The sequence below is a fragment of the Sphingopyxis sp. Root1497 genome (assembly GCF_001427085.1).
In the GTDB taxonomy this organism is placed as follows: domain Bacteria; phylum Pseudomonadota; class Alphaproteobacteria; order Sphingomonadales; family Sphingomonadaceae; genus Sphingopyxis.
This window is the reverse complement of record NZ_LMGF01000003.1, coordinates 1126881-1144626: the sequence shown is the minus strand read 5'-3', so window position 1 is coordinate 1144626 and position 17746 is coordinate 1126881. Positions and strand designations below refer to the sequence as shown.

The 17746-nt window shown below is 65.6% G+C and carries 15 protein-coding genes; 4 read left to right on the top strand and 11 right to left on the bottom strand.

The genetic code is table 11. The annotated features are described in order from the left end of the window. From ASD67_RS08895 to zwf, 4 genes are all read right to left on the bottom strand, one after another. Positions 1-1572, bottom strand: coding sequence for an HAD-IB family hydrolase (locus tag ASD67_RS08895; protein WP_056346071.1), 1572 nt, complete (start codon positions 1570-1572; stop codon positions 1-3). 67 nt (positions 1573-1639) lie between these two features. Continuing rightward, entirely contained in the window at positions 1640-2263 is a 624-nt protein-coding gene (eda, locus tag ASD67_RS08890) for a bifunctional 4-hydroxy-2-oxoglutarate aldolase/2-dehydro-3-deoxy-phosphogluconate aldolase (RefSeq protein ID WP_056346069.1), read from the bottom strand. Positions 2264-2362: 99 nt separating this feature from the next. Then, positions 2363-4204, bottom strand: coding sequence for a phosphogluconate dehydratase (gene edd, locus ASD67_RS08885; RefSeq protein ID WP_056346068.1), 1842 nt, complete (start codon positions 4202-4204; stop codon positions 2363-2365). Between the two features lie 207 nt (positions 4205-4411). Next, positions 4412-5815, bottom strand: coding sequence for a glucose-6-phosphate dehydrogenase (zwf, locus tag ASD67_RS08880; protein WP_056347213.1), 1404 nt, complete (start codon positions 5813-5815; stop codon positions 4412-4414). A gap of 197 nt (positions 5816-6012) precedes the next feature. Between zwf and glpD the strand changes: the two genes are divergently transcribed. Beyond that, the gene (glpD, locus tag ASD67_RS08875; RefSeq protein ID WP_056346066.1) at positions 6013-7515 is read left to right on the top strand and encodes a glycerol-3-phosphate dehydrogenase; all 1503 of its coding nucleotides are present in this window, start codon (positions 6013-6015) and stop codon (positions 7513-7515) included. Here glpD and ASD67_RS08870 read toward each other — a convergent pair. Continuing rightward, positions 7512-8255 carry an SDR family oxidoreductase gene (locus ASD67_RS08870; RefSeq protein ID WP_056346064.1) on the bottom strand — a complete coding sequence of 248 codons (744 nt, stop codon included), beginning with the start codon at positions 8253-8255 and terminating at the stop codon, positions 7512-7514. The two genes, glpD and ASD67_RS08870, sit on opposite strands and share 4 nt — an antisense overlap. 99 nt (positions 8256-8354) lie before the next feature. Between ASD67_RS08870 and ASD67_RS08865 the strand changes: the two genes are divergently transcribed. Beyond that, positions 8355-9254, top strand: a complete 900-nt coding sequence (locus ASD67_RS08865) for an AraC family transcriptional regulator (protein ID WP_056346062.1) — start codon at positions 8355-8357, stop codon at positions 9252-9254. Here ASD67_RS08865 and ASD67_RS23855 read toward each other — a convergent pair. The 6 genes from ASD67_RS23855 to ASD67_RS08835 form a co-directional block, all read right to left on the bottom strand. Next, a complete protein-coding gene (locus ASD67_RS23855) occupies positions 9251-9379 on the bottom strand; it encodes a hypothetical protein (RefSeq protein WP_268798364.1) in 129 nt (42 codons plus the stop codon). The genes ASD67_RS08865 and ASD67_RS23855 overlap by 4 nt on opposite strands. An 88-nt stretch (positions 9380-9467) precedes the next feature. Beyond that, the gene (ahpF, locus tag ASD67_RS08860) at positions 9468-11051 is read right to left on the bottom strand and encodes an alkyl hydroperoxide reductase subunit F (RefSeq protein WP_056346060.1); all 1584 of its coding nucleotides are present in this window, start codon (positions 11049-11051) and stop codon (positions 9468-9470) included. 80 nt (positions 11052-11131) lie between these two features. Then, the gene (ahpC, locus tag ASD67_RS08855) at positions 11132-11695 is read right to left on the bottom strand and encodes an alkyl hydroperoxide reductase subunit C (RefSeq protein WP_056346058.1); all 564 of its coding nucleotides are present in this window, start codon (positions 11693-11695) and stop codon (positions 11132-11134) included. A 509-nt stretch (positions 11696-12204) separates the two neighbouring features. Beyond that, on the bottom strand, positions 12205-12540 hold the full coding sequence (locus tag ASD67_RS08845) for a hypothetical protein (protein ID WP_056346054.1): 336 nt from the start codon (positions 12538-12540) through the stop codon (positions 12205-12207). Between the two features lie 34 nt (positions 12541-12574). Further along, complete coding sequence (locus ASD67_RS08840) at positions 12575-12997, bottom strand: hypothetical protein (protein ID WP_056346052.1); 423 nt, start codon at positions 12995-12997, stop codon at positions 12575-12577. 23 nt (positions 12998-13020) lie between these two features. Next, positions 13021-13743: a sterol desaturase family protein gene (locus ASD67_RS08835; protein WP_056346050.1), complete on the bottom strand. Its 723-nt coding sequence runs from the start codon at positions 13741-13743 to the stop codon at positions 13021-13023. Between the two features lie 136 nt (positions 13744-13879). On the opposite strand from ASD67_RS08835, the gene ASD67_RS08830 reads away from it, so the two are divergent. Both ASD67_RS08830 and ASD67_RS08825 read left to right on the top strand, forming a co-directional pair. Beyond that, positions 13880-14545: a TetR/AcrR family transcriptional regulator gene (locus ASD67_RS08830; RefSeq protein WP_056346048.1), complete on the top strand. Its 666-nt coding sequence runs from the start codon at positions 13880-13882 to the stop codon at positions 14543-14545. A 44-nt stretch (positions 14546-14589) separates the two neighbouring features. Continuing rightward, positions 14590-15498, top strand: coding sequence for a hypothetical protein (locus tag ASD67_RS08825; protein ID WP_056346046.1), 909 nt, complete (start codon positions 14590-14592; stop codon positions 15496-15498). Positions 15499-17746: the final 2248 nt, after the last annotated feature.

Below are 17746 nucleotides of genomic sequence, written 5' to 3'. Positions count from 1 at the left end.
TTAGCCGGTCTTTCCCTTGCGGGCCGCCGGCTTTTTCGCGGGCGGCTTTTTCTTGGCTGCGGGTTTCGCGGCGGGCTTCTTCGGCGCCTTTTTCGCGTGCGCCTCGGGTGCGGGTTCGGTGGCGACCGATTCCGCCACCGTCTCTTCGGGCTGGCCGAGCGTGCGCAGGAACATGTTCCGCACATCGCGAACATGACCATTTATCGTCCGCGGCGTCCATTCCGACGTGTCGACCGGCGGCAGCACGGTGACGCGTACCGTCGCGGGGCGCATCACGAACTCGTTCTTGGGCGCGACGTCGGTGGCATTGTGGATCACGATCGGGACGATCGGCACCCCCGCCTGCATCGCCAGATGGAAGGCGCCCTTCTTGAACGGTTCGAGTTTCGGGGTCAGGCTGCGCGTACCCTCGGGCGAGATGCAGATCGACTTGCCCTCGACCCGGATCGCATCGACCAGCGGCTCCATCGCCTTGATCGCGCTCTTACCGTCGGCGCGGTCGACGAAGACGGTGCCGCCCCATTCCATCAGCTTGCCGAGGATGGGGATGTCCTTGATCTCCTTCTTGCCCACCCCGCCCATGTCGCGGCGGATGAGCTTGGCGAGGATCATCACGTCCGCCTTGCTCTGGTGGTTGAAGATGAAAACGCAAGGGCGCGACGACCAGAGATTTTTCTCGTCCTCGACCTCGAGCTCGACGCCGGTGATCGCGGTCGCGAAATCGCCGAACAGCCCGATCGAGAAATTCGCCGCCTCGCGCTGCGAACGGGTCAGCGCCCAGATCGGCAGGCCCGCGGCGAAGGCGCCGACGAGCGAGCCGGTGGCATAGATGGTGCGGGTATAGTCGACCCACGACGGGGTACCGCGGCTGCCGAAGCGCTGCACCGGCCAGCCCTTTTCTTCGGCGATGGCTTTCAGCTTGAGGTTCGGGTTGAGCGGGCGCGGTTTGCCGACGCGCTCGAGCAGTTCGATATCGTCGTCGCTGTCCGAATAGAAAAAGCTCTGATCGAGATCGAGGCCGAACTCGGTGGCCAGTTCCTCGGCGGCGAGCACCTTGCCCTCGCCAAAGCACAAAGGCCGGATGATGTCGCCGGTGAACACGCCATCCTCGATCTCATAGGCCGAGCATTTGATATGTTCGATGCCAAGGTCGCGCGCGGTCGGTTCGATCTGGTAGATCGTCGCCGACGAAATGATCGCGACGCGGTGGCCCTTCGCCTGATGCGCCTCGATGATCGCGCGCGCTTCGGGATAGATTTTGCGCGCGATATGCTTCTTGTAGAGTTCCTCGCCGAACTCGATGAAGCTTTCTTCGTCGACACCCTTCATGAACTTTGCAGCGCCCGACATCAGCCCCGAAAAGCCGATCGTGCCGAGGCTGTGCTGCGCGATGATCTGTGCGGTTTCGGCGATTTCCTCGACCGACATTTCGCGGCGCTGGAATTTCTCGCGCAGCATCGCGGTCGCCGAGTAGCCCGAGATGATCGTGCCGTCGAAATCGAACAGCGCGGCGATATGCGGCCCGGGCTCGGACGCGAGAACTTCTTCCAGATGCGGCTGCGGTCTCGGCACGCCTGTCTCCCCACGAACGGCTATATTGCCGCTTATCCCTGCACGATGACAGGTAAAATGGGGTTAATCAATGGCGCGAAAGCGCCGACGCCTCCCGTGCCAGCCCCTCGATCCGCGCCGGATCGAGCGGCCCCGACGGAACCACCCAGCTGCCGCCGACGCACAGCACGGCGTCGAGGGCGAGCCAGTCGAGCGCCGTCGCGGCGGTGATGCCGCCGGTCGGGCAGAAACGCGCCTGGCCGAAGGGACCCGCGAGCGCTTTCAAGGCCGGGATGCCCCCGCTGGTCGCAGCGGGAAAGAATTTGAAGCGGTCGAGGCCGAGGTCCATCCCGCGCATGATATCGCCGGCGTTCGCGGTGCCGGGCAGGAAAGGAATGCCGCTCGCCACCGCCGCCTTGCCGAGATTGTCGGTGAGCCCTGGCGACACAATGAATTCGGCGCCGGCATGGATCGCACTGGCGAGCATCGCGGGGTCGAGCACGGTGCCCGCGCCGACGATCGCGCCCTTGACCGCCTTCATCGCGATCAGCGCATCGAGCGCGGCGGCGGTGCGCAGCGTGACTTCGAGCACCGGCAGCCCGCCCGCGACGAGCGCTTCCGCCATCGGCACCGCGTCCTCGACCCGGTCGATGACGATCACCGGGATGACGGGGGCGAGGCGCATGATCTGGTCGATGGACTTGTCGGTCATACTCGCTTCTCTTTCTCGTCGTCCCGGCGAAGGCCGGGATCTTTGTGTTGAGTCATATTACACCGTCGAGATTCCCGCCTTCGCCGGGATGACGGGAAATTAAAGGACCTGCTCCATCGCCGCCAACACGGCCGACCCGCCCTTTTCGGCTTCGTCGGCGTGGAAGCGGAACAGCGCGAAGAGTTCGCGGCCGACGCCCACGGCTGGTGGTGGCGACGCGGCAGGACTGCGGGCGACCCAGATGGCAGGATCGACCAGCGCCAGCACCTCCCCCTTGCGCGCGCAGACGCGGACGATGTCGCCGTCGGCGAGGAGAGCGAGCGGGCCACCGATGCCGTCAGGACCCGGCAGGGCCTCGGGCGACAAATGGATCACCGCCGGCACCTTGCCGCTGGCGCCGGACATGCGGCCGTCAGTGAGGAGAGCAACGCGGAAGCCGCGATCCTGCAACACGCCCAATGCCGGGGTCAGCTTATGCAGTTCGGGCATGCCGTTGGCGCGCGGTCCTTGAAAGCGCACGACGACGATCACATCGCGTTCGAGTTCGCCCGCCTTGAACGCCGCGAGCACCGCGTCCTGGGTGTCGAAGATCCGGCACGGCGCCTCGATCGTCCAGCGATCCTCGGCGACCGCGCTGGTCTTGATGATCGCGCGGCCGAGATTGCCCGCGAGCAGGCGCATCCCGCCATCGGGCGAAAAAGGCGTCGCGACGGGGCGGAGGATGGCGTCGTCGCGGCTTTTCGCGGGCGCCGCCTGCCAGTGAAGTTCGTCCTCGACCAGCATGGGCTCGGCCGAATAGTCGGCCATCGTCCCACCGACGGTCAACACGTCGTCATGCAGCAGACCCGCATCGAGCAGTTCGCGCACCACAAAGCCGATGCCGCCCGCCGCATGGAAATTGTTCACGTCGCCCGCGCCGTTCGGATAGACGCGCGCCAGCAGCGGCACCGCGTGGCTGAGTTCGTCAAAATCCCGCCAGTCGATGATAATCCCCGCCGCGCGCGCGATCGCGGGCAGATGGATCGCATGGTTGGTCGATCCGCCTGTGGCGAGCAGGCCGATCACCGCGTTGACGATCGCTTTCTCATCGACGCAGCGCGACAGCGGGCGATAATCCTCACCGTCCCAGCCGATCTGCGCGATGCGATGCGTCGCGGCGCGCGTCAGTTCCTGCCGCAGCTTGGTACCGGGATTGGTGAAGGCGCTGCCGGGAATATGCAGCCCCATCAGCTCCATCATCATCTGATTGCTGTTCGCGGTGCCGTAGAAAGTGCAGGTACCCGCGCCATGATAGCTCGCCGCCTCGGCTTCGAGCAGTTCGTCGCGAGTGGCTTTCCCTTCAGCATAAAGCTGGCGGACGCGCTGCTTTTCCTTGTTCGCGAGGCCCGAGGGCATCGGCCCGGCGGGGATCAAAATCTGCGGCAGATGCCCGAAACGCAGCGCGCCGATGAGCAGCCCCGGAACGATCTTGTCGCAGATGCCGAGTAGCAGCGCGCTCTCGAACATCGCATGGCTGAGCGCGATCACGGTGCCCTGCGCGATATTGTCGCGGCTGAACAAGGACAGGTCCATGCCCGCCTGCCCCTGCGTCACGCCGTCGCACATCGCGGGAACGCCGCCCGCGACCTGCGCCGTCGCGCCCACTTCGCGTGCGAACAATTTGATCTGCTCGGGATAGCGGCCATAGGGCTGATGCGCCGAGAGCATGTCGTTGTAGCTGGTGACGATGCCGATGTTCATTTCGGCGCCGGACCGGATCGCGGGCTTGTCCTCGCCCGAGGCGGCAAAGCCGTGCGCGAGGTTGCCGCACGACAGATTGCCGCGGTTCGTTCCCGCCTCGCGCTGACGGTCCATCAAGTCAAGATAGGCCGCGCGGCGCGTGGCGCTGCGGGCGACGATGCGGTCGGTGACCGCGGCGATGGTGGGGTGGAGGGTGGTCATGGGTATTTCCTGATCCCCTCTCCCCTTGAGGGAGAGGGTTGCGAAGACTTGGCGGCGTAGCCGCTTAGTCGAAGCTGGGTGAGGGGTTGCGGTCGCCCTGCGACCGCGCGAGCCAGGGGCTCGCAACCCGTCATCCAACTGCGCCTAGCGCCTGCGGCGCAAGGCTCCGTATCCTTCTCCCTCAAGGGGAGAAGGGAAGAAGCCCGATCAATCATGCCAGCTCGCCCCATCGCGTTCGATCAACGCGATCGCCGCGCTCGGTCCCCAGCTGCCCGCGGTGTAATTTTGCGGCGCCAGGTCGACCGCCGCCCAGGCGTCGCGGATCGAATCGATCCACTGCCATTGCGCTTCGACCTCGTCGCGGCGCACGAACAGGGTCTGGTCGCCCTCGATGAAGTCGAGCAGCAGCCGCTCATAGGCAATGCGCCGCCGCTCGCCGGCAAAGCTGTGCGAGAGCGAGACGTCCATCGTCACCTCTTTCAGCTTCACGCCGTCGCGATCCAGCCCCGGCTGCTTGGCCATCACCTTGACCCGGATATTCTCTTCGGGCTGGAGATTGATGATCATGCTGTTGGCGTCGAGCTTCGGCGCGCCGACGCGTGCGAAGATATTATGCGGCACGGGTTTGAACTGGATCAGCACCTCCGACTTGCGCTCGGGCATTCGCTTGCCGGTGCGGAGGTAAAAGGGCACCCCCTTCCAGCGCCAATTGTCGATGAACGCCTTGATCGCGACGAAAGTCTCGGTGTTCGACGGCTGGCCCAGCTCGTCGGCATATCCGGTCACCGCCGCGCCTCCGACAGCGCCGCTGACGTACTGGCCCTTGACGCTGTGCGTCTTCGCATCCTCGGGCTTCATCTTGCGCAAACTGCGGAGCAATTTGACCTTTTCATCGCGCACGGCGGTCGAGGTGACGCTGGCCGGCGGCTCCATCGCGATGATCGCGAGCAGTTGCAGCATATGGTTCTGGACCATGTCCTTGAGCGCGCCGACGCCGTCGTAATAAGACACGCGGCCTTCGAGACCGACTGTTTCGGCCACCGTGATCTGAACATGGTCGATCGCCTGCGCGTTCCACAGCGGTTCGAACAACATGTTGGCAAAGCGCAGCGCGAGGAGGTTCTGGACGGTTTCCTTGCCGAGATAATGGTCAATGCGGAACACATGGTCTTCGGCAAAGGCGTCGCCGACCTCGGCATTCACCGCATGCGACGAGGCGAGGTCGTGGCCGATCGGCTTTTCCATCGCGATGCGGCATTCGGTGCAGGCGATGCCCGCGCTTTTCAGTCCCTGCGCGATCGGCCCGAACATCGATGGCGGGGTCGACAGATAGGCCCCGATGGGGCGGCCGAGCCGGTCGCCGAGCAGCGCCGCGAGCGCGTCATAGCCGGTGCCCGCCCCCGCATCGACCGGGCAATAATCGATCCGGTCGAGAAAGGCTGCAATCGCCGCATTGTCGAGCCGGTCTTCGGGCAAGTGCTCGCCGAGCGCTGTGCGGACCATTTGATGGCACGTCGCACGGTCCATTTGCGAGCGACCCGACGCGATGATCGTCAGCCCATCGGCGAGCAGCCCGTCGAGGTGGAGATTATAGAGCGAGGGAAAGAGCATGCGCTGAGCAAGGTCGCCCGTTGCCCCGAACAGGATCAATGTCTCGACTTTGACGCTCACAATCGTCCCCTTGAATATCCGTCGGCAGAAATGGCGGAGGGACCGCGTGAATGCAACGCGCATACGTAGGCCGGATACGAAGGTGCTGGCGACGTCGCCCCTTGGCAAATCAGGCGGCGCTGGCATAGGGAAACGTCATGCCCGACAGCGCCCAGCCCTATGATGTCATCGTGATCGGCGGCGGGGTCAATGGCGCGGGGGTAGCGCGCGATGCCGCCGGACGCGGGGCGCGGGTGCTGCTGATCGAGCAGGGCGACCTCGCGCAGGGCACCTCCTCGGCCTCGACCAAGCTGATCCATGGCGGGCTGCGCTATCTCGAACATTATGAATTCGGCCTGGTGCGCGAGGCGCTGAAGGAACGCGAAGTGCTGTGGAGTATCGCGCCGCATATCATCTGGCCGCTGCGTTTCGTGTTGCCGCACCGGCCGGGGCTGCGTCCGCGCTGGCTGCTGCGGCTCGGGCTGTTCCTTTACGACCATATCGGCGGGCGCAAGAAACTGCCCGCGACGCGCTCGATCGACCTGCGGCGCCACGAAGCCGGCGAGCCGCTGCAAAGCCAATATAGGCACGGGTTCGAATATTCGGACGGCTGGGTCGACGATGCCCGGCTGGTGGTGCTCAACGCCCGCGACGCCGCGAAACGCGGCGCGAAGGTCCGCACGCATATGCGCGCCGAGATGCTGCGCTGCGAAGACGGGCTGTGGATCGTCGAGGCGCGTGGCGACAACGACCGCAGCTATCGCTTCACCGGCAAGAGCGTCGTCAATGCGGCAGGGCCGGCGGTGCTCGACCTCTTGAAGCGCGCCGATGCCGAACCCGACCACAGGATGCGGCTGGTGCGCGGGTCGCATATCGTCGTGCGGCGCTTGTTCGCGCACGCCTATGCCTATTTTTTCCAGCTGCCCGACGGACGCATCTTTTTCGCCATTCCCTATGAGCGCGACTTCACGCTGATCGGCACCACCGACCTCGACCACGACGGACCGCTCGACGAGGTGAAGGCGAGCGACGAAGAGATCGCTTATCTCTGCGAAGGCGCGAGCCAATATTTCCGCGAGCCGATCACTCCCGCCGATGTCGTGTGGACCTATTCGGGGGTGCGTCCGCTGATCGAGGACGGGTCGGGGCGCCCCGAGGCCGCGACCCGTGGTTACCGCATCGACGTCGACATGGACGAAGGCGCGCCGCTGCTCACTATCTATGGCGGCAAGATCACCAGTTATCGCCATGTCGCCGAACATGCGGTCGACGAACTGTCCGATCATCTGGAGGCGGTGTCGGTCCGGCGCTGGACGGCGACCAAACCGCTGCCCGGCGGTGATTTTCCGACCAACGGCGCCGCCGCGCTCAAGGCCGATATCAAGCTCGCCCACCCCTTCCTGCCCGCCGCGACGGTCGATCGCATCGTCAAGGCCTATGGCACCGAGGCGCGGGCGTGGCTGGGCAAGGCCGAGGGCTGGGACGAACTCGGCGGCGAAATCGCACACGGCCTGTCCGCCGCCGAAGTCGGCTGGCTGGTGACGCACGAATGGGCGCGGACGACCGACGACATATTGTGGCGGCGGAGCAAGCTGGGGCTGCATTTCAACGCCGATGAGGTGGCGAAGCTCACGGCCCATCTCGCGGAATATCCGCGCTAAGCCCCTGCCATGATCGCGAGCGCATCGGCGCCCGCCGGGAAATGCAGGCGTCCGCCCTCGTCGTGCACAGCCTGCCAAACCGCTTCGGCGACATCGGCTTCGGTGGTGAACAGCGCCGGTTCGGCCATGCCCGCGAGAATCGGCTGGGCGTAGGTCCAATAGGGCTCGGGCAGCACGTCCTCGAGCCTGATGGCGGTATTCTGCGCGAAGGCGGTGGTCGGGCCATAGCCGGGCTCGACCAGCTTCACCGCGATGCCGAGCGGCGCGAGTTCATGCACGAGGCTGCCGGTGAAGCCCTGGATCGCCGACTTGCTGCCGGTATAGGCGGCCGCCAGCGGAAAGGGTGCGAGCGTCGCCGAGGACGTGACGTTGACGATCGTGCCCGACCCGCGCGCGCGCATCCCGGGGATCACCGCCCGCGTCATCGCGATCGTGCCGAGGGTGTTGGTCGCATAGACGTCGCGGATCTTCGCCATCGGCGAGGCTTCGAGCGCGCCGAACAGGCCGATGCCGGCGTTGTTGACGAGCACGTCGATCGGACCCGCGGCATCGATCGCGGCGGCGATGCTGGCGTCGTCGGTGACGTCGAGGGGGAGGAGGCGGAGATTTTCGGAAGCCTGCAAAGGTGCCGCGGAGGGTGTGCGCATGGTGGCGATGACTTTCCAGCCGCGGGCGTGGAAATGGCGGGCGGTTTCAAGGCCGTAGCCCGACGAGCAGCCGGTGATCAGGATGGTTTTCATGGAGGTCGTTCCTTTCGGTTGGCGGTGAAAGACCTATGGACGCGAAGATCAGGACTATCTACAATCTCAAGTCCATATTTCATTATAGATCGTCTCCATATGCTCGACCCGCTGTCCGACCTCATCGCCTTGCTGCGGCCCAGCACCGTCTTTTCGAAGGGGATCAGCGGCGCGGGGCGCTGGGCGGTGCGCTATTCGGATTTCGGCCATCCGGGTTTCTGCACCATCCTCGACGGGTCGTGCCGGCTCGCGGTCGACGGGCAGGCGCCGGTGACGCTGGCGGCGGGCGATTTCGTGCTGTTGCCGGCGACGCCGGGCTTCACCCTGTCGGGCTTCGAGGCGGCCGAACCGATAGCGCTCGATCCGCATGCGACGGCGGGGATCAGCGGCGAGGTGCGGCACGGGAGGCAGGATGGCGAACCCGATGTGCGGATGATGGGCGGCCATTTCGCCTTCGCCTCGCCCGAGGCGGGGCTGCTGGTGTCGCAATTGCCCGCGATGATCCACCTCCGCGGCGCCGAGCGGCTGTCCGCGCTGGTCGCGATGGTCCGCGAGGAGACGGGCGCAGAGCGGCCGGGCCGCGACCTGCTGCTCGCGCGGCTGGTCGAGATCCTGCTGGTCGAGGCGCTGCGCGCGGTCGGCGGCGAGGACACCCCGCCGGGGCTGTTGCGGGGCTTGAGCGATCCACGGCTCGCGGCGGCGATCCGGCGGATGCACGCCGAACCCGCACGGTCATGGACGACCGCAGACCTTGCGAAAGAGGCGGCGCTGTCGCGCTCGGCCTTCTTCGACCGCTTCGCGCGCATCGTCGGGGTGCCGCCGATGGAATATCTGCTCGGCTGGCGGATGAGCCTGGCGAAGGATCTGCTCCGCCGCGGCACCGGGCGGATCGAGGAGATTGCCGAGCGGGTCGGTTACGGATCGGCGAGCGCGTTCAGCACGGCGTTCGCGCGGCACGTCGGGGTGCCGCCGAAGCGGTTTGCGATGGCGGCGGGCTAGGCGGGCTTGGCATCCGGCTTTTTGCGCTTGCGCGACGCCTCGTCGCGCAGCCGGTTCTCACGCTGTGCCAGTTCCTCGAAGCGGCAGAGCGGGATCGGTGCGGGCGGTTTCTTTTCTTTAACCATATACAACCTCGTCACCCCGGGCTGACCCGGGGTCCCGCTCATCTTGGTCGAAAGCGGAACCCCGGATCAAGTCCGGGGTGACGAAAAATCAGGCCGCGTCGGCTTCTTCCTCGGCGGGCAGGCGGATCATATAGTCGAACGCCGACAGCGCCGCCTTCGAGCCTTCGCCCATCGCGATGACGATCTGCTTGTACGGCACCGTCGTGCAGTCGCCCGCGGCAAAGATGCCCGCCTGGCTGGTTTCGCCGCGATGGTCGACCTCGATCCCGCCATGGCGCGACAACGCAACGTCGCCGCCGAGCCATTCGGTGTTGGGGACGAGGCCGATCTGGACGAAGATGCCTTCGAGTTCGATCTGGTGTGCCGTGTCCTTGTTGCGGTCCTTATAGCTGAGGCCCGTCACCTTCTCGCCGTCGCCGAGCACTTCGGTGGTCAGCGCCGAGGTGATGATCCGGACGTTGGGCAGGCTCGCCAGTTTCCGCTGCAGCACCGCGTCGGCGCGCAGCTGGCTGTCATATTCGATCAGCGTGACATGCGCGACGAGGCCCGCAAGATCGATCGCCGCCTCGACGCCGCTGTTGCCGCCACCGATCACCGCGACGCGCTTGCCCTTGTAGAGCGGGCCGTCGCAGTGCGGGCAGTAGGCCACGCCCTTGTTGCGATATTGCTCCTCGCCCGGCACGCCGATCTGGCGCCAGCGCGCGCCGGTCGACAGGATCACCGTGCGCGCCCTGAGCGACGCGCCACTCGCGAGCTTCACCTCATGGAGGCCGCCTTCGACCTTCGCGGGGATCAGTTTCTCGGCGCGCTGGAGGTTCATGATGTCGACGTCATAGTCTTTGACGTGCTGCTCGAGCTGCGCGACGAGCTTGGGCCCTTCGGTGTGCTGGACGGAGATGAAATTCTCGATCGCCATCGTGTCGAGCACCTGCCCGCCGAAGCGTTCGGCGGCGATGCCGGTGCGGATGCCCTTGCGCGCGGCATAGATCGCCGCCGCGGCGCCAGCGGGGCCACCGCCGACGACGAGCACGTCGAACGCGTCCTTGGCCGCGATCTTTTCGGCGGCCTTGGCTTCGGCGCCGCTGTCGAGCTTGGCGATGATCTGTTCGAGCTCCATGCGGCCCTGACCGAATATCTCGCCATTGAGGAAGATCGTCGGCACCGCCATGATCTTGCGCTCCTCGACCTCGGCCTGGAACAGCCCGCCGTCGATCGCGGTGTGGGTGATGCGCGGATTGACGACCGACATCAGGTTGAGCGCCTGCACGATGTCGGGGCAATTCTGGCACGACAGCGAGAAATAGGTTTCGAAATGATAGTCGCCGTCGAGCGCGGCGACCTGTTCGATCACCTCGGGCGCGACCTTCGGCGGATGGCCGCCGACCTGGAGCAAAGCGAGGACGAGCGAGGTGAATTCATGCCCCATCGGGATGCCGGCAAAGCGCACGGCGACCGCGGCATCGCTGGCGCGGCGGATGAGGAAGCTGGGCCGGCGCGCGTCGTCGTCGGCCCGGGTCACGCTGACCTTGTCCGAGAGCGCGGCGATGTCGTCGAGCAGGGTCGCCAGCTCGGCCGATTTGGCATCGTCGCCGAGCGACGAGATCAGTTCGATCGGTTCACGAAGATTCGTGAGGAGGCCTTGAAGCTGCTGCTTCAGATTGGCGTCGAGCATGGGGAGCGTTCCTGCGAGAGGGGGAGAGAAACCGTGGGGCGGCGATCATGCCGCCGCCCCTCCGGCATTATGCGGTCGGCTTAGATCTTGCCGACGAGGTCGAGCGAGGGCGCGAGGGTTTCGGCGCCTTCTTCCCACTTCGCGGGGCAGACTTCGCCCGGGTGGCTGACCCAATACTGCAGCGCCTTGATCTTGCGGAGCAGTTCGGCGGCGTTGCGGCCCACACCCTCGGGGGTGATTTCGAGCAACTGGATTTCGCCATTGGGGTCGAGCACGAAGGTGCCGCGGTCGGCGAGGCCGACGCCCGGACGCAAGACTTCGAAATTGTTCGAAATCACGTGGTTCTGGTCGCCGACCATGTAGTAATTGATCTTGCCGATCGCCGGCGAGGTGTCGTGCCAGGCCTTGTGGCTGAAATGCGTGTCGGTCGACACGGCATAAACCTCGACGTCCATCTTCTGCAGCGTCGGGTAGATGTCGGCGAGGTCTTCGAGTTCGGTCGGGCAGACGAAGGTGAAGTCGGCCGGGTAGAAGAAGAAGACCGCCCACTTGCCCTTGACGCTCTCGTCGCTGACGTCGACGAACTTGCCGTCCTTGTAAGCGGTCGCGTTGAAGGGTTTGATGGTCGTGTTCAGAACGGACATTGGGAGAGCTTCCTTTTGTTGTTGGAGCCCTCCCCTAGCCATGTTTGTTGCAGTGCGGAAAGTGAAAAAGTCCGGCGCTTTGATCGAAAATATCGATCAATGGCGCAACATCAGGATTCCTGTCCCGGCGTCGGCAGCAACAGGAAATGCGTGCCCGCCATCGCCACCAACACACACAGCCCGAACAGGATCGAATGCGGTGCGCTGTCGGGTACATAATATTCGCCCGCGACGCCCCTGCTCCAGTAAATATGCCGGAAAAACAACAGCGACAGGCCGACCAGCACCGCGCCCGTCGCGACGATGACGTTGCCGGCGCGAAACGCCCCGGGCTGGTCGCTCCATTCGCCGTCGCGGTCGGCGAAGGCCCATGCCCCCGCACTCTGATAGGCGAACATGCCGCAGAAAAGCCCGAGGACGAACCAGATCNCCCCGACGATGTCGATGACGACGAGCCAGCCGGTCAGGACGACGGCCGTCTTGGCCGCCACCGCCACGCCGCGGACCATTCAACGTGCCTCCATCGCCGCGACGCATTTGTCGATATTGAGCGCGCCATAGTCGAAGATGTGCCGGCTACCGTCGGTGAGGGTCACCGTCGCTTTCTTGCTGAACAATTTGCGCTGGACCTCGATGTCGGTGATCGTGTCCTTTTCGATCGCCAGCTGACCCGCGACGACATGGTTCGTCAGCACGCCGATCAGGCTCGCCTCCAGCTTCGCATCGTAAAGTAGGCGCTGGTTCGTCACCGTCAGCTTGCCATTATATTTGCCGCCGCCGGGCGGGTGATAGAAGAGCGTCCAGTTGTCGATCGCCTGTTCACCGGGGCGCAGGTCGTGGGCCATGATCCTTCCTTTCGTGTCGTCGAAGCGCGCTCGCCTAGGCCGAGGGCGGCGGGCAGCGATCGGCCTCCTGCCCGGCCCAGACCGCGAAATCCTCGAACGGCCGTTTCTGGAACTCGGCGTCGACCGCGTCGGCGGCCGCCTTGATCGCAGCGTCGACCTGTTCGGGCTTGTGACCGATATTCCCCCCGACATTGCGGGCGATGCCGCGATAGGCCTCGGCCGCCGCTGCGCGCTGGGTCGCGGTGGCCGCCATCTCCGCGTCGCCGCCCTGCTCGGACAACACTTTGTAGAGCCGCGCCACCGCGTCGAAACTGGCCTGGCAGCGGACCGCGATGTCATAACCCGCGGTGTCGATCTCGGCCGACGCCGCCTTGGCCTTTTCCGCCTTCTGCTCGGCCGATTCGCCGCAACCGGCCAGCCCGATCGCGAGCAGCGCGATCATCATCCCTGTTTTCATGCCCCCGTCTCCCCTGTTGTTCCTCACGCGATTTCCTTGCCGACCAGCATCTTGCCCATCTGCCGCGACGAGCCGTCGAAAAAGCCCGCCTCGCCATGCCATTCGCGCGGGTTGCGAAAGGTGCCGAGCAGGATGTCGAAGATCGGGATGTCGCCATAATTATAGGCGTGCAGCCCGCGTTCGTGATGCACCGAATGGCTTTCGGGGCGTGTGACCAGATAGCCGAGCCAGTGCGGGGTGCGGACATTGGCGTGCTGGAAGATGGTGCAGAAGGTCGCGACGACCGACACCACCAGCGCCGCCTCCGCCGTCAGGCCGATGCCGAGCACCAGCGCGCAGCTGCCGACGAGCGCCCAGCCGATCATGTCGAACGGGTGGAAATAGAAGGTGCCCCAGATGTCGACGCGTTCGGCGCTGTGGTGCATCTGATGCAGCCAGCGCCACAGCGGCTGGACCTTGTGCATCGTCCGGTGCCAGGCATAGATCAGGAATTCATAGACAAAGAAACCGATCGCGACCTGCGCCCAGAAGGGCCAGCGCGACCCGTCGACCAGCTGATATTGCCCGAGCGTCGTATCCCAGAGCAAAGGCGACCAGGTGGTGACGCCGAAATAGAGCGCGGTGAAGACGAGGCCCTTTGCGCGCCACAGCGGCACGTCGGGAAAATTCCGCGCGCGAAACAACAGGTCGAGCGCGGCGAAGACCCCGAACATCGACAGCGCGATTACATGATAGATGCCGAACATCGCGGTGCCCCCTGGCTGCTGGCTTTGGTCCGGCCTTGCTATGGCATCGTCCGGGACGACGATAGTATACTTGCGGTCGCTTTTATTTTCCCGCAGAAATGCTGGAAATTCCAGCAAGGACGAAGGGGCGTCGGCGATGGAGGGATTGGATAGTGGAGCGTCCGCCGCGGCGGATGCGTCCCCGGCGCCGCTGGCGAAGGGCAAGCGGACGCGCGAGCGGCTGCTCGACGCCGCCAATGACGCGATATTGACCAAAGGCTTTGCCGCGACCTCGATCGACGAACTGGTCGAGGCCGCGGGCATCACCAAGGGCGGTTTCTTCTATCATTTCCGCGACAAAGGCGACCTTGCCCGGCAATTGCTGCAGCGTTTCCTGGAGGAGGACGACGCCGCGATGGACGTGCTGACCGACCGCGCGCACGACCTGGCCGAAGACCCGATGCAGCGCTTCCTGATCTTCCTCGACCTCTATGCCGACATGATGGACGAGATGGAGGACGTGCATCCGGGCTGCCTTGTCGCCGCGATCATCTATCAGGAGCAGGCGTTCGACCGCGAGGTGCGCGCCTTGTTGTTCGAGGCGGCGATGCGCTGGCGTGCGCGGTTCCGCATCTGGTTCATCGCGATCGGCGAACGCCATCGCCCCGTCGCACCGATCGACCTCGACACGATCGCCGACAGTTTCAGCGCGGTGATCGAAGGATCGATCGTGCTCACCCGTGCACTCGGCGACCACCGGCTGATGGGACGCCAGCTGCGGCTGTTCCGGTCGATGGTGCAGGCGGCCTATGGGGTGACCTGAAGCGGCGCCTTGCGGCGCGACCGGCCGCATGGCAAGATTTGCGCATGATGGGCGGGGCGGACAATCGATTGATAAGGCTGGATTTGCCGGGCGGGGTACGCGTCACCGCGTCGGACGACCCGGCATCGCCGGTGCTGGCGCGCTTCTTTTCGGGCTACGACCGCGCCTTCGTGCTGCCCGACGAGCGCGAGGAACTGGGCGGGTTCGCAGCGTGCCTAGCGCTCAACGCAAGCCATCGCCACGCCTATGGCCGCACCCATAGCGAGCTAGTCGCGATCTTCGAGGATGAAGGCGGGACGTTGCTCGGCGGCGCGAACTTCCTTGCGACCGCGATCGACCGCGGGGCCGCGCTGCCCCCGGCGGCGGTCGCGCTCAACTATGTCTATGTCGAGGAGGCGGCGCGCGGGCGCGGGATGCTGCGCGTCATCCTCGGCGCGGTGCGGCGGCTCGCGGTCCTCGCGCTCGGGCTCGATCCTGCCGGACCCGCGCCGGCGGTCTTCATCGAACAGAATGACCCGTTGCGGCTGACCGCCGAGGAATATGCCGCCGACACCGCGCATTCGGGCACCGACCAGGTCGACCGCCTCGCGATCTGGGCGCGGGTCGGCACGCGCATCGTCGACTTTCCCTATATCCAGCCGGCGCTGTCGACGGAGCAGCAGGCCGACGACGGGCTGATTTACGCGGCGGTCGACTATCCCGGCGATGCGGTCGATGCGGGGCTGCTCCACGACCATCTCGAAAGCTTTTTCGGCATTTCGGTGCGCAAGGGCGAAGACGAGGCGCCGGGCGGAGTGGCGGCGGCGCAGCTCGCGGCGCTGGCATCGCGGGCCGCCCCGGTCGCGCTGTTGCCGATGGAACCGGCGATCGCCTGGCTGCGCGCCGGGCGGCGGACCGCGGGCCATGACGGCTTCCGCGCGCTCGCGGCGGCGGCGGACGAGAGGGAGGACTAGCCGATGGCGCTGCGGGGCGACTGGGACGATGCGCAGGGCTTTGAAAGCGCGAAGTCGGGCACGCTCTATTGGACGCTGTCGCTCTATATCGATCCCGACCGCGTCGCCGAGGCGGTCGGGCAAAAGGGCAAGCCCGTCGCGCACGGCCAGTTCGGCGCGGTCCAGCGCGCCCACCTGCCCTCGGTGATGCTGCGCAATGCGATCGACCCGCTGTTCAACGACATCGCCGACCGCGAGGTGCAGGGCGAGGTGCAGGAGCATCTGATCGCCGCGATCGATGCGCCCGCGGGCGACTATCCCGCCACCCCGGCGGGCGAGCGCGCGCGGCGCAAGGCGGCCGACAGGGCGATCCGCCGTCACGAACGGCTGATCTTCAAGCTGCCGCCCACGATCGAATGGTCGACCGAAGGGCTGACCTATCGCGCCGCGCCGCCGGGGCTGAAGGACGATCGGGCGGTGCGCTTTCGCCGCTTCTGGCTGGCGCACAACAATGGCGGGCTGAGCTATCATCTGAGCTTCAGCCACCATTATGCCTCGCTCGCCGCGCCCGGCGACGAAGGCGGCTATGATCCCGCAACCTATTATTTCCTGTCGCTGCTGCAAAAGCTTGCGGCGCCGAAGGAATTCGAACTCGACGCGCGCCACGGCGGCGAGGCGTCGGTGTTCGACGACAAGCTGGGGATCGCGCCGCTCGACGATATCACGGTCCGCGGCGCGCGCGGCAAGGCCGAGCGGTTCTGGCCCTTTGTCCGCGAACAATTGCTGCGCGACGGCGAACGGCTGTTCCAACGCCTTGCCAAGGTCACCGGCACGACGCCGATGGCCGACCTGAGCGATGTCCTGATCGACAAGGTGCCGTTCATCGAGGTGCCGGGGCTGAAGGTCCCCAAATCGCGCTTCATGTTCCTGATCCACGACGAGCGCTTCTTCAAACGGCTGATGCCGCTCGATCCCGCGTCGGGGGAGAGCGCGGCGCGCAAGGCGATGGTGCAGGAACCCTGTTACCAGCCCTATCAGGACGAGCTCGCCGAGCGCGTCGACAAGGCGTCGAAGGGCAAGGGCGTCGTCCAGCTCGACACGACATTCTGGGATTGGGTGAAGGCGCGGCCCGACTATGCGGACTGGATCGACGGCGCCCGCCCGAATTTGCGGGCCGTCGGCGGCGGCGGCTTCGCGAGCGTCGGCGCGCTGGCTGAGGCGATCCGCGCCGACGGCGCCGAATGGGCGGAATATGATGCGAGCGGTCAGGTCGCATCGGTCACCCCAATGCCCAGGATCCCGGCCTTCGAAGCCGGCCGGACCGATTGCCTCGACTATCTGTTCCTCGCCGGATTCAACCAGAATATCATCGATTTCATGAACCAGGACACGTCGGAGATCCTCGACAGCATCGACCCCATCTATCCCGACAGCAGCGAACAGTCCGACGAGCGCTTCTTCGTCCGCTATGCCAACCACCGCGCGATGATCAGCTATGTGCCGCGCAGCCGCAGTCTCGAAACCGGCAACGACTATATCGGCACCTGCCCCTATGCGTTCCTGATCCACGCCATGTCGCTGCACAACGAGTTCCTCGCGCGCGAGCATGAAGCGAAGAGCATGGCGCGGATCGAGCGCATCGAATGGCATGTCGCCAATGGCGAATGGCAGGCCGACAAGCGTCGGCAACAAGCGCCCGCGCCGCCGAGCGCGGCGGTCGAACGGCTGAACCTGCGGGAGCAGCTGACCGGTCACGACGATTTCGACAAGGCCGAAACCGCGATCAACCAGGCCAAGCTCGCCGAGTACAGGGAGTATGAGCGCTTCCGTTATGCCAACCCCTTTCGCTACGACACCGAGCGCGACGTCTTCACCAAGCTGGAGGAACTGCGCGGCACCAAGCGCAAGAAGGACGCGCTGGCGCTCGCGGTAGCGAGCCTCGAGGATCATGCCAGCGATCTGCAGCGGCGCCATCAGGCCGATGCCGACCGCGCGGCGGCCCGGCGCGAGACCCAGTTCAACATCCTGCTCGGCGGCACCGGGATCTTCGGCGCCGGGCAGATGATCTACTGGATCGGCGACACCGCCGTCGGCGGCACCAGCGCCACCGCCGATTCGAAACCCGTCACGCTCGACTATCTGGGGCTGCCCGGCGTCGAGCTGACGGGACCGCAGATCATGCACGCGACCGAGACGGTCATGGCCTATGCGCTGATCCTCTTTATCTTCGCGCTTCTCTATATCGCCTTCGACGTCCTTTGGACGCGGC

Bases quoted from the DNA above. Each gene is read 5' to 3' on its own strand.
- ahpF (WP_056346060.1), bottom strand. From the start codon at position 11,051: ATGCTCGACGCCAATCTGAAGCAGCAGCTTCAAGGCCTCCTCACGAAT.
- ASD67_RS23855 (WP_268798364.1), bottom strand. From the start codon at position 9,379: ATGGTTAAAGAAAAGAAACCGCCCGCACCGATCCCGCTCTGCCGCTTC.
- ASD67_RS08825 (WP_056346046.1), top strand. From the start codon at position 14,590: ATGATGGGCGGGGCGGACAATCGATTGATAAGGCTGGATTTGCCGGGC.
- ahpC (WP_056346058.1), bottom strand. From the start codon at position 11,695: ATGTCCGTTCTGAACACGACCATCAAACCCTTCAACGCGACCGCTTAC.
- ASD67_RS08840 (WP_056346052.1), bottom strand. From the start codon at position 12,997: ATGAAAACAGGGATGATGATCGCGCTGCTCGCGATCGGGCTGGCCGGT.
- eda (WP_056346069.1), bottom strand. From the start codon at position 2,263: ATGACCGACAAGTCCATCGACCAGATCATGCGCCTCGCCCCCGTCATC.
- ASD67_RS08830 (WP_056346048.1), top strand. From the start codon at position 13,880: ATGGAGGGATTGGATAGTGGAGCGTCCGCCGCGGCGGATGCGTCCCCG.
- ASD67_RS08835 (WP_056346050.1), bottom strand. From the start codon at position 13,743: ATGTTCGGCATCTATCATGTAATCGCGCTGTCGATGTTCGGGGTCTTC.
- edd (WP_056346068.1), bottom strand. From the start codon at position 4,204: ATGACCACCCTCCACCCCACCATCGCCGCGGTCACCGACCGCATCGTC.
- ASD67_RS08870 (WP_056346064.1), bottom strand. From the start codon at position 8,255: ATGAAAACCATCCTGATCACCGGCTGCTCGTCGGGCTACGGCCTTGAA.
- glpD (WP_056346066.1), top strand. From the start codon at position 6,013: ATGCCCGACAGCGCCCAGCCCTATGATGTCATCGTGATCGGCGGCGGG.
- zwf (WP_056347213.1), bottom strand. From the start codon at position 5,815: ATGCTCTTTCCCTCGCTCTATAATCTCCACCTCGACGGGCTGCTCGCC.
- ASD67_RS08865 (WP_056346062.1), top strand. From the start codon at position 8,355: ATGCTCGACCCGCTGTCCGACCTCATCGCCTTGCTGCGGCCCAGCACC.
- ASD67_RS08845 (WP_056346054.1), bottom strand. From the start codon at position 12,540: ATGGCCCACGACCTGCGCCCCGGTGAACAGGCGATCGACAACTGGACG.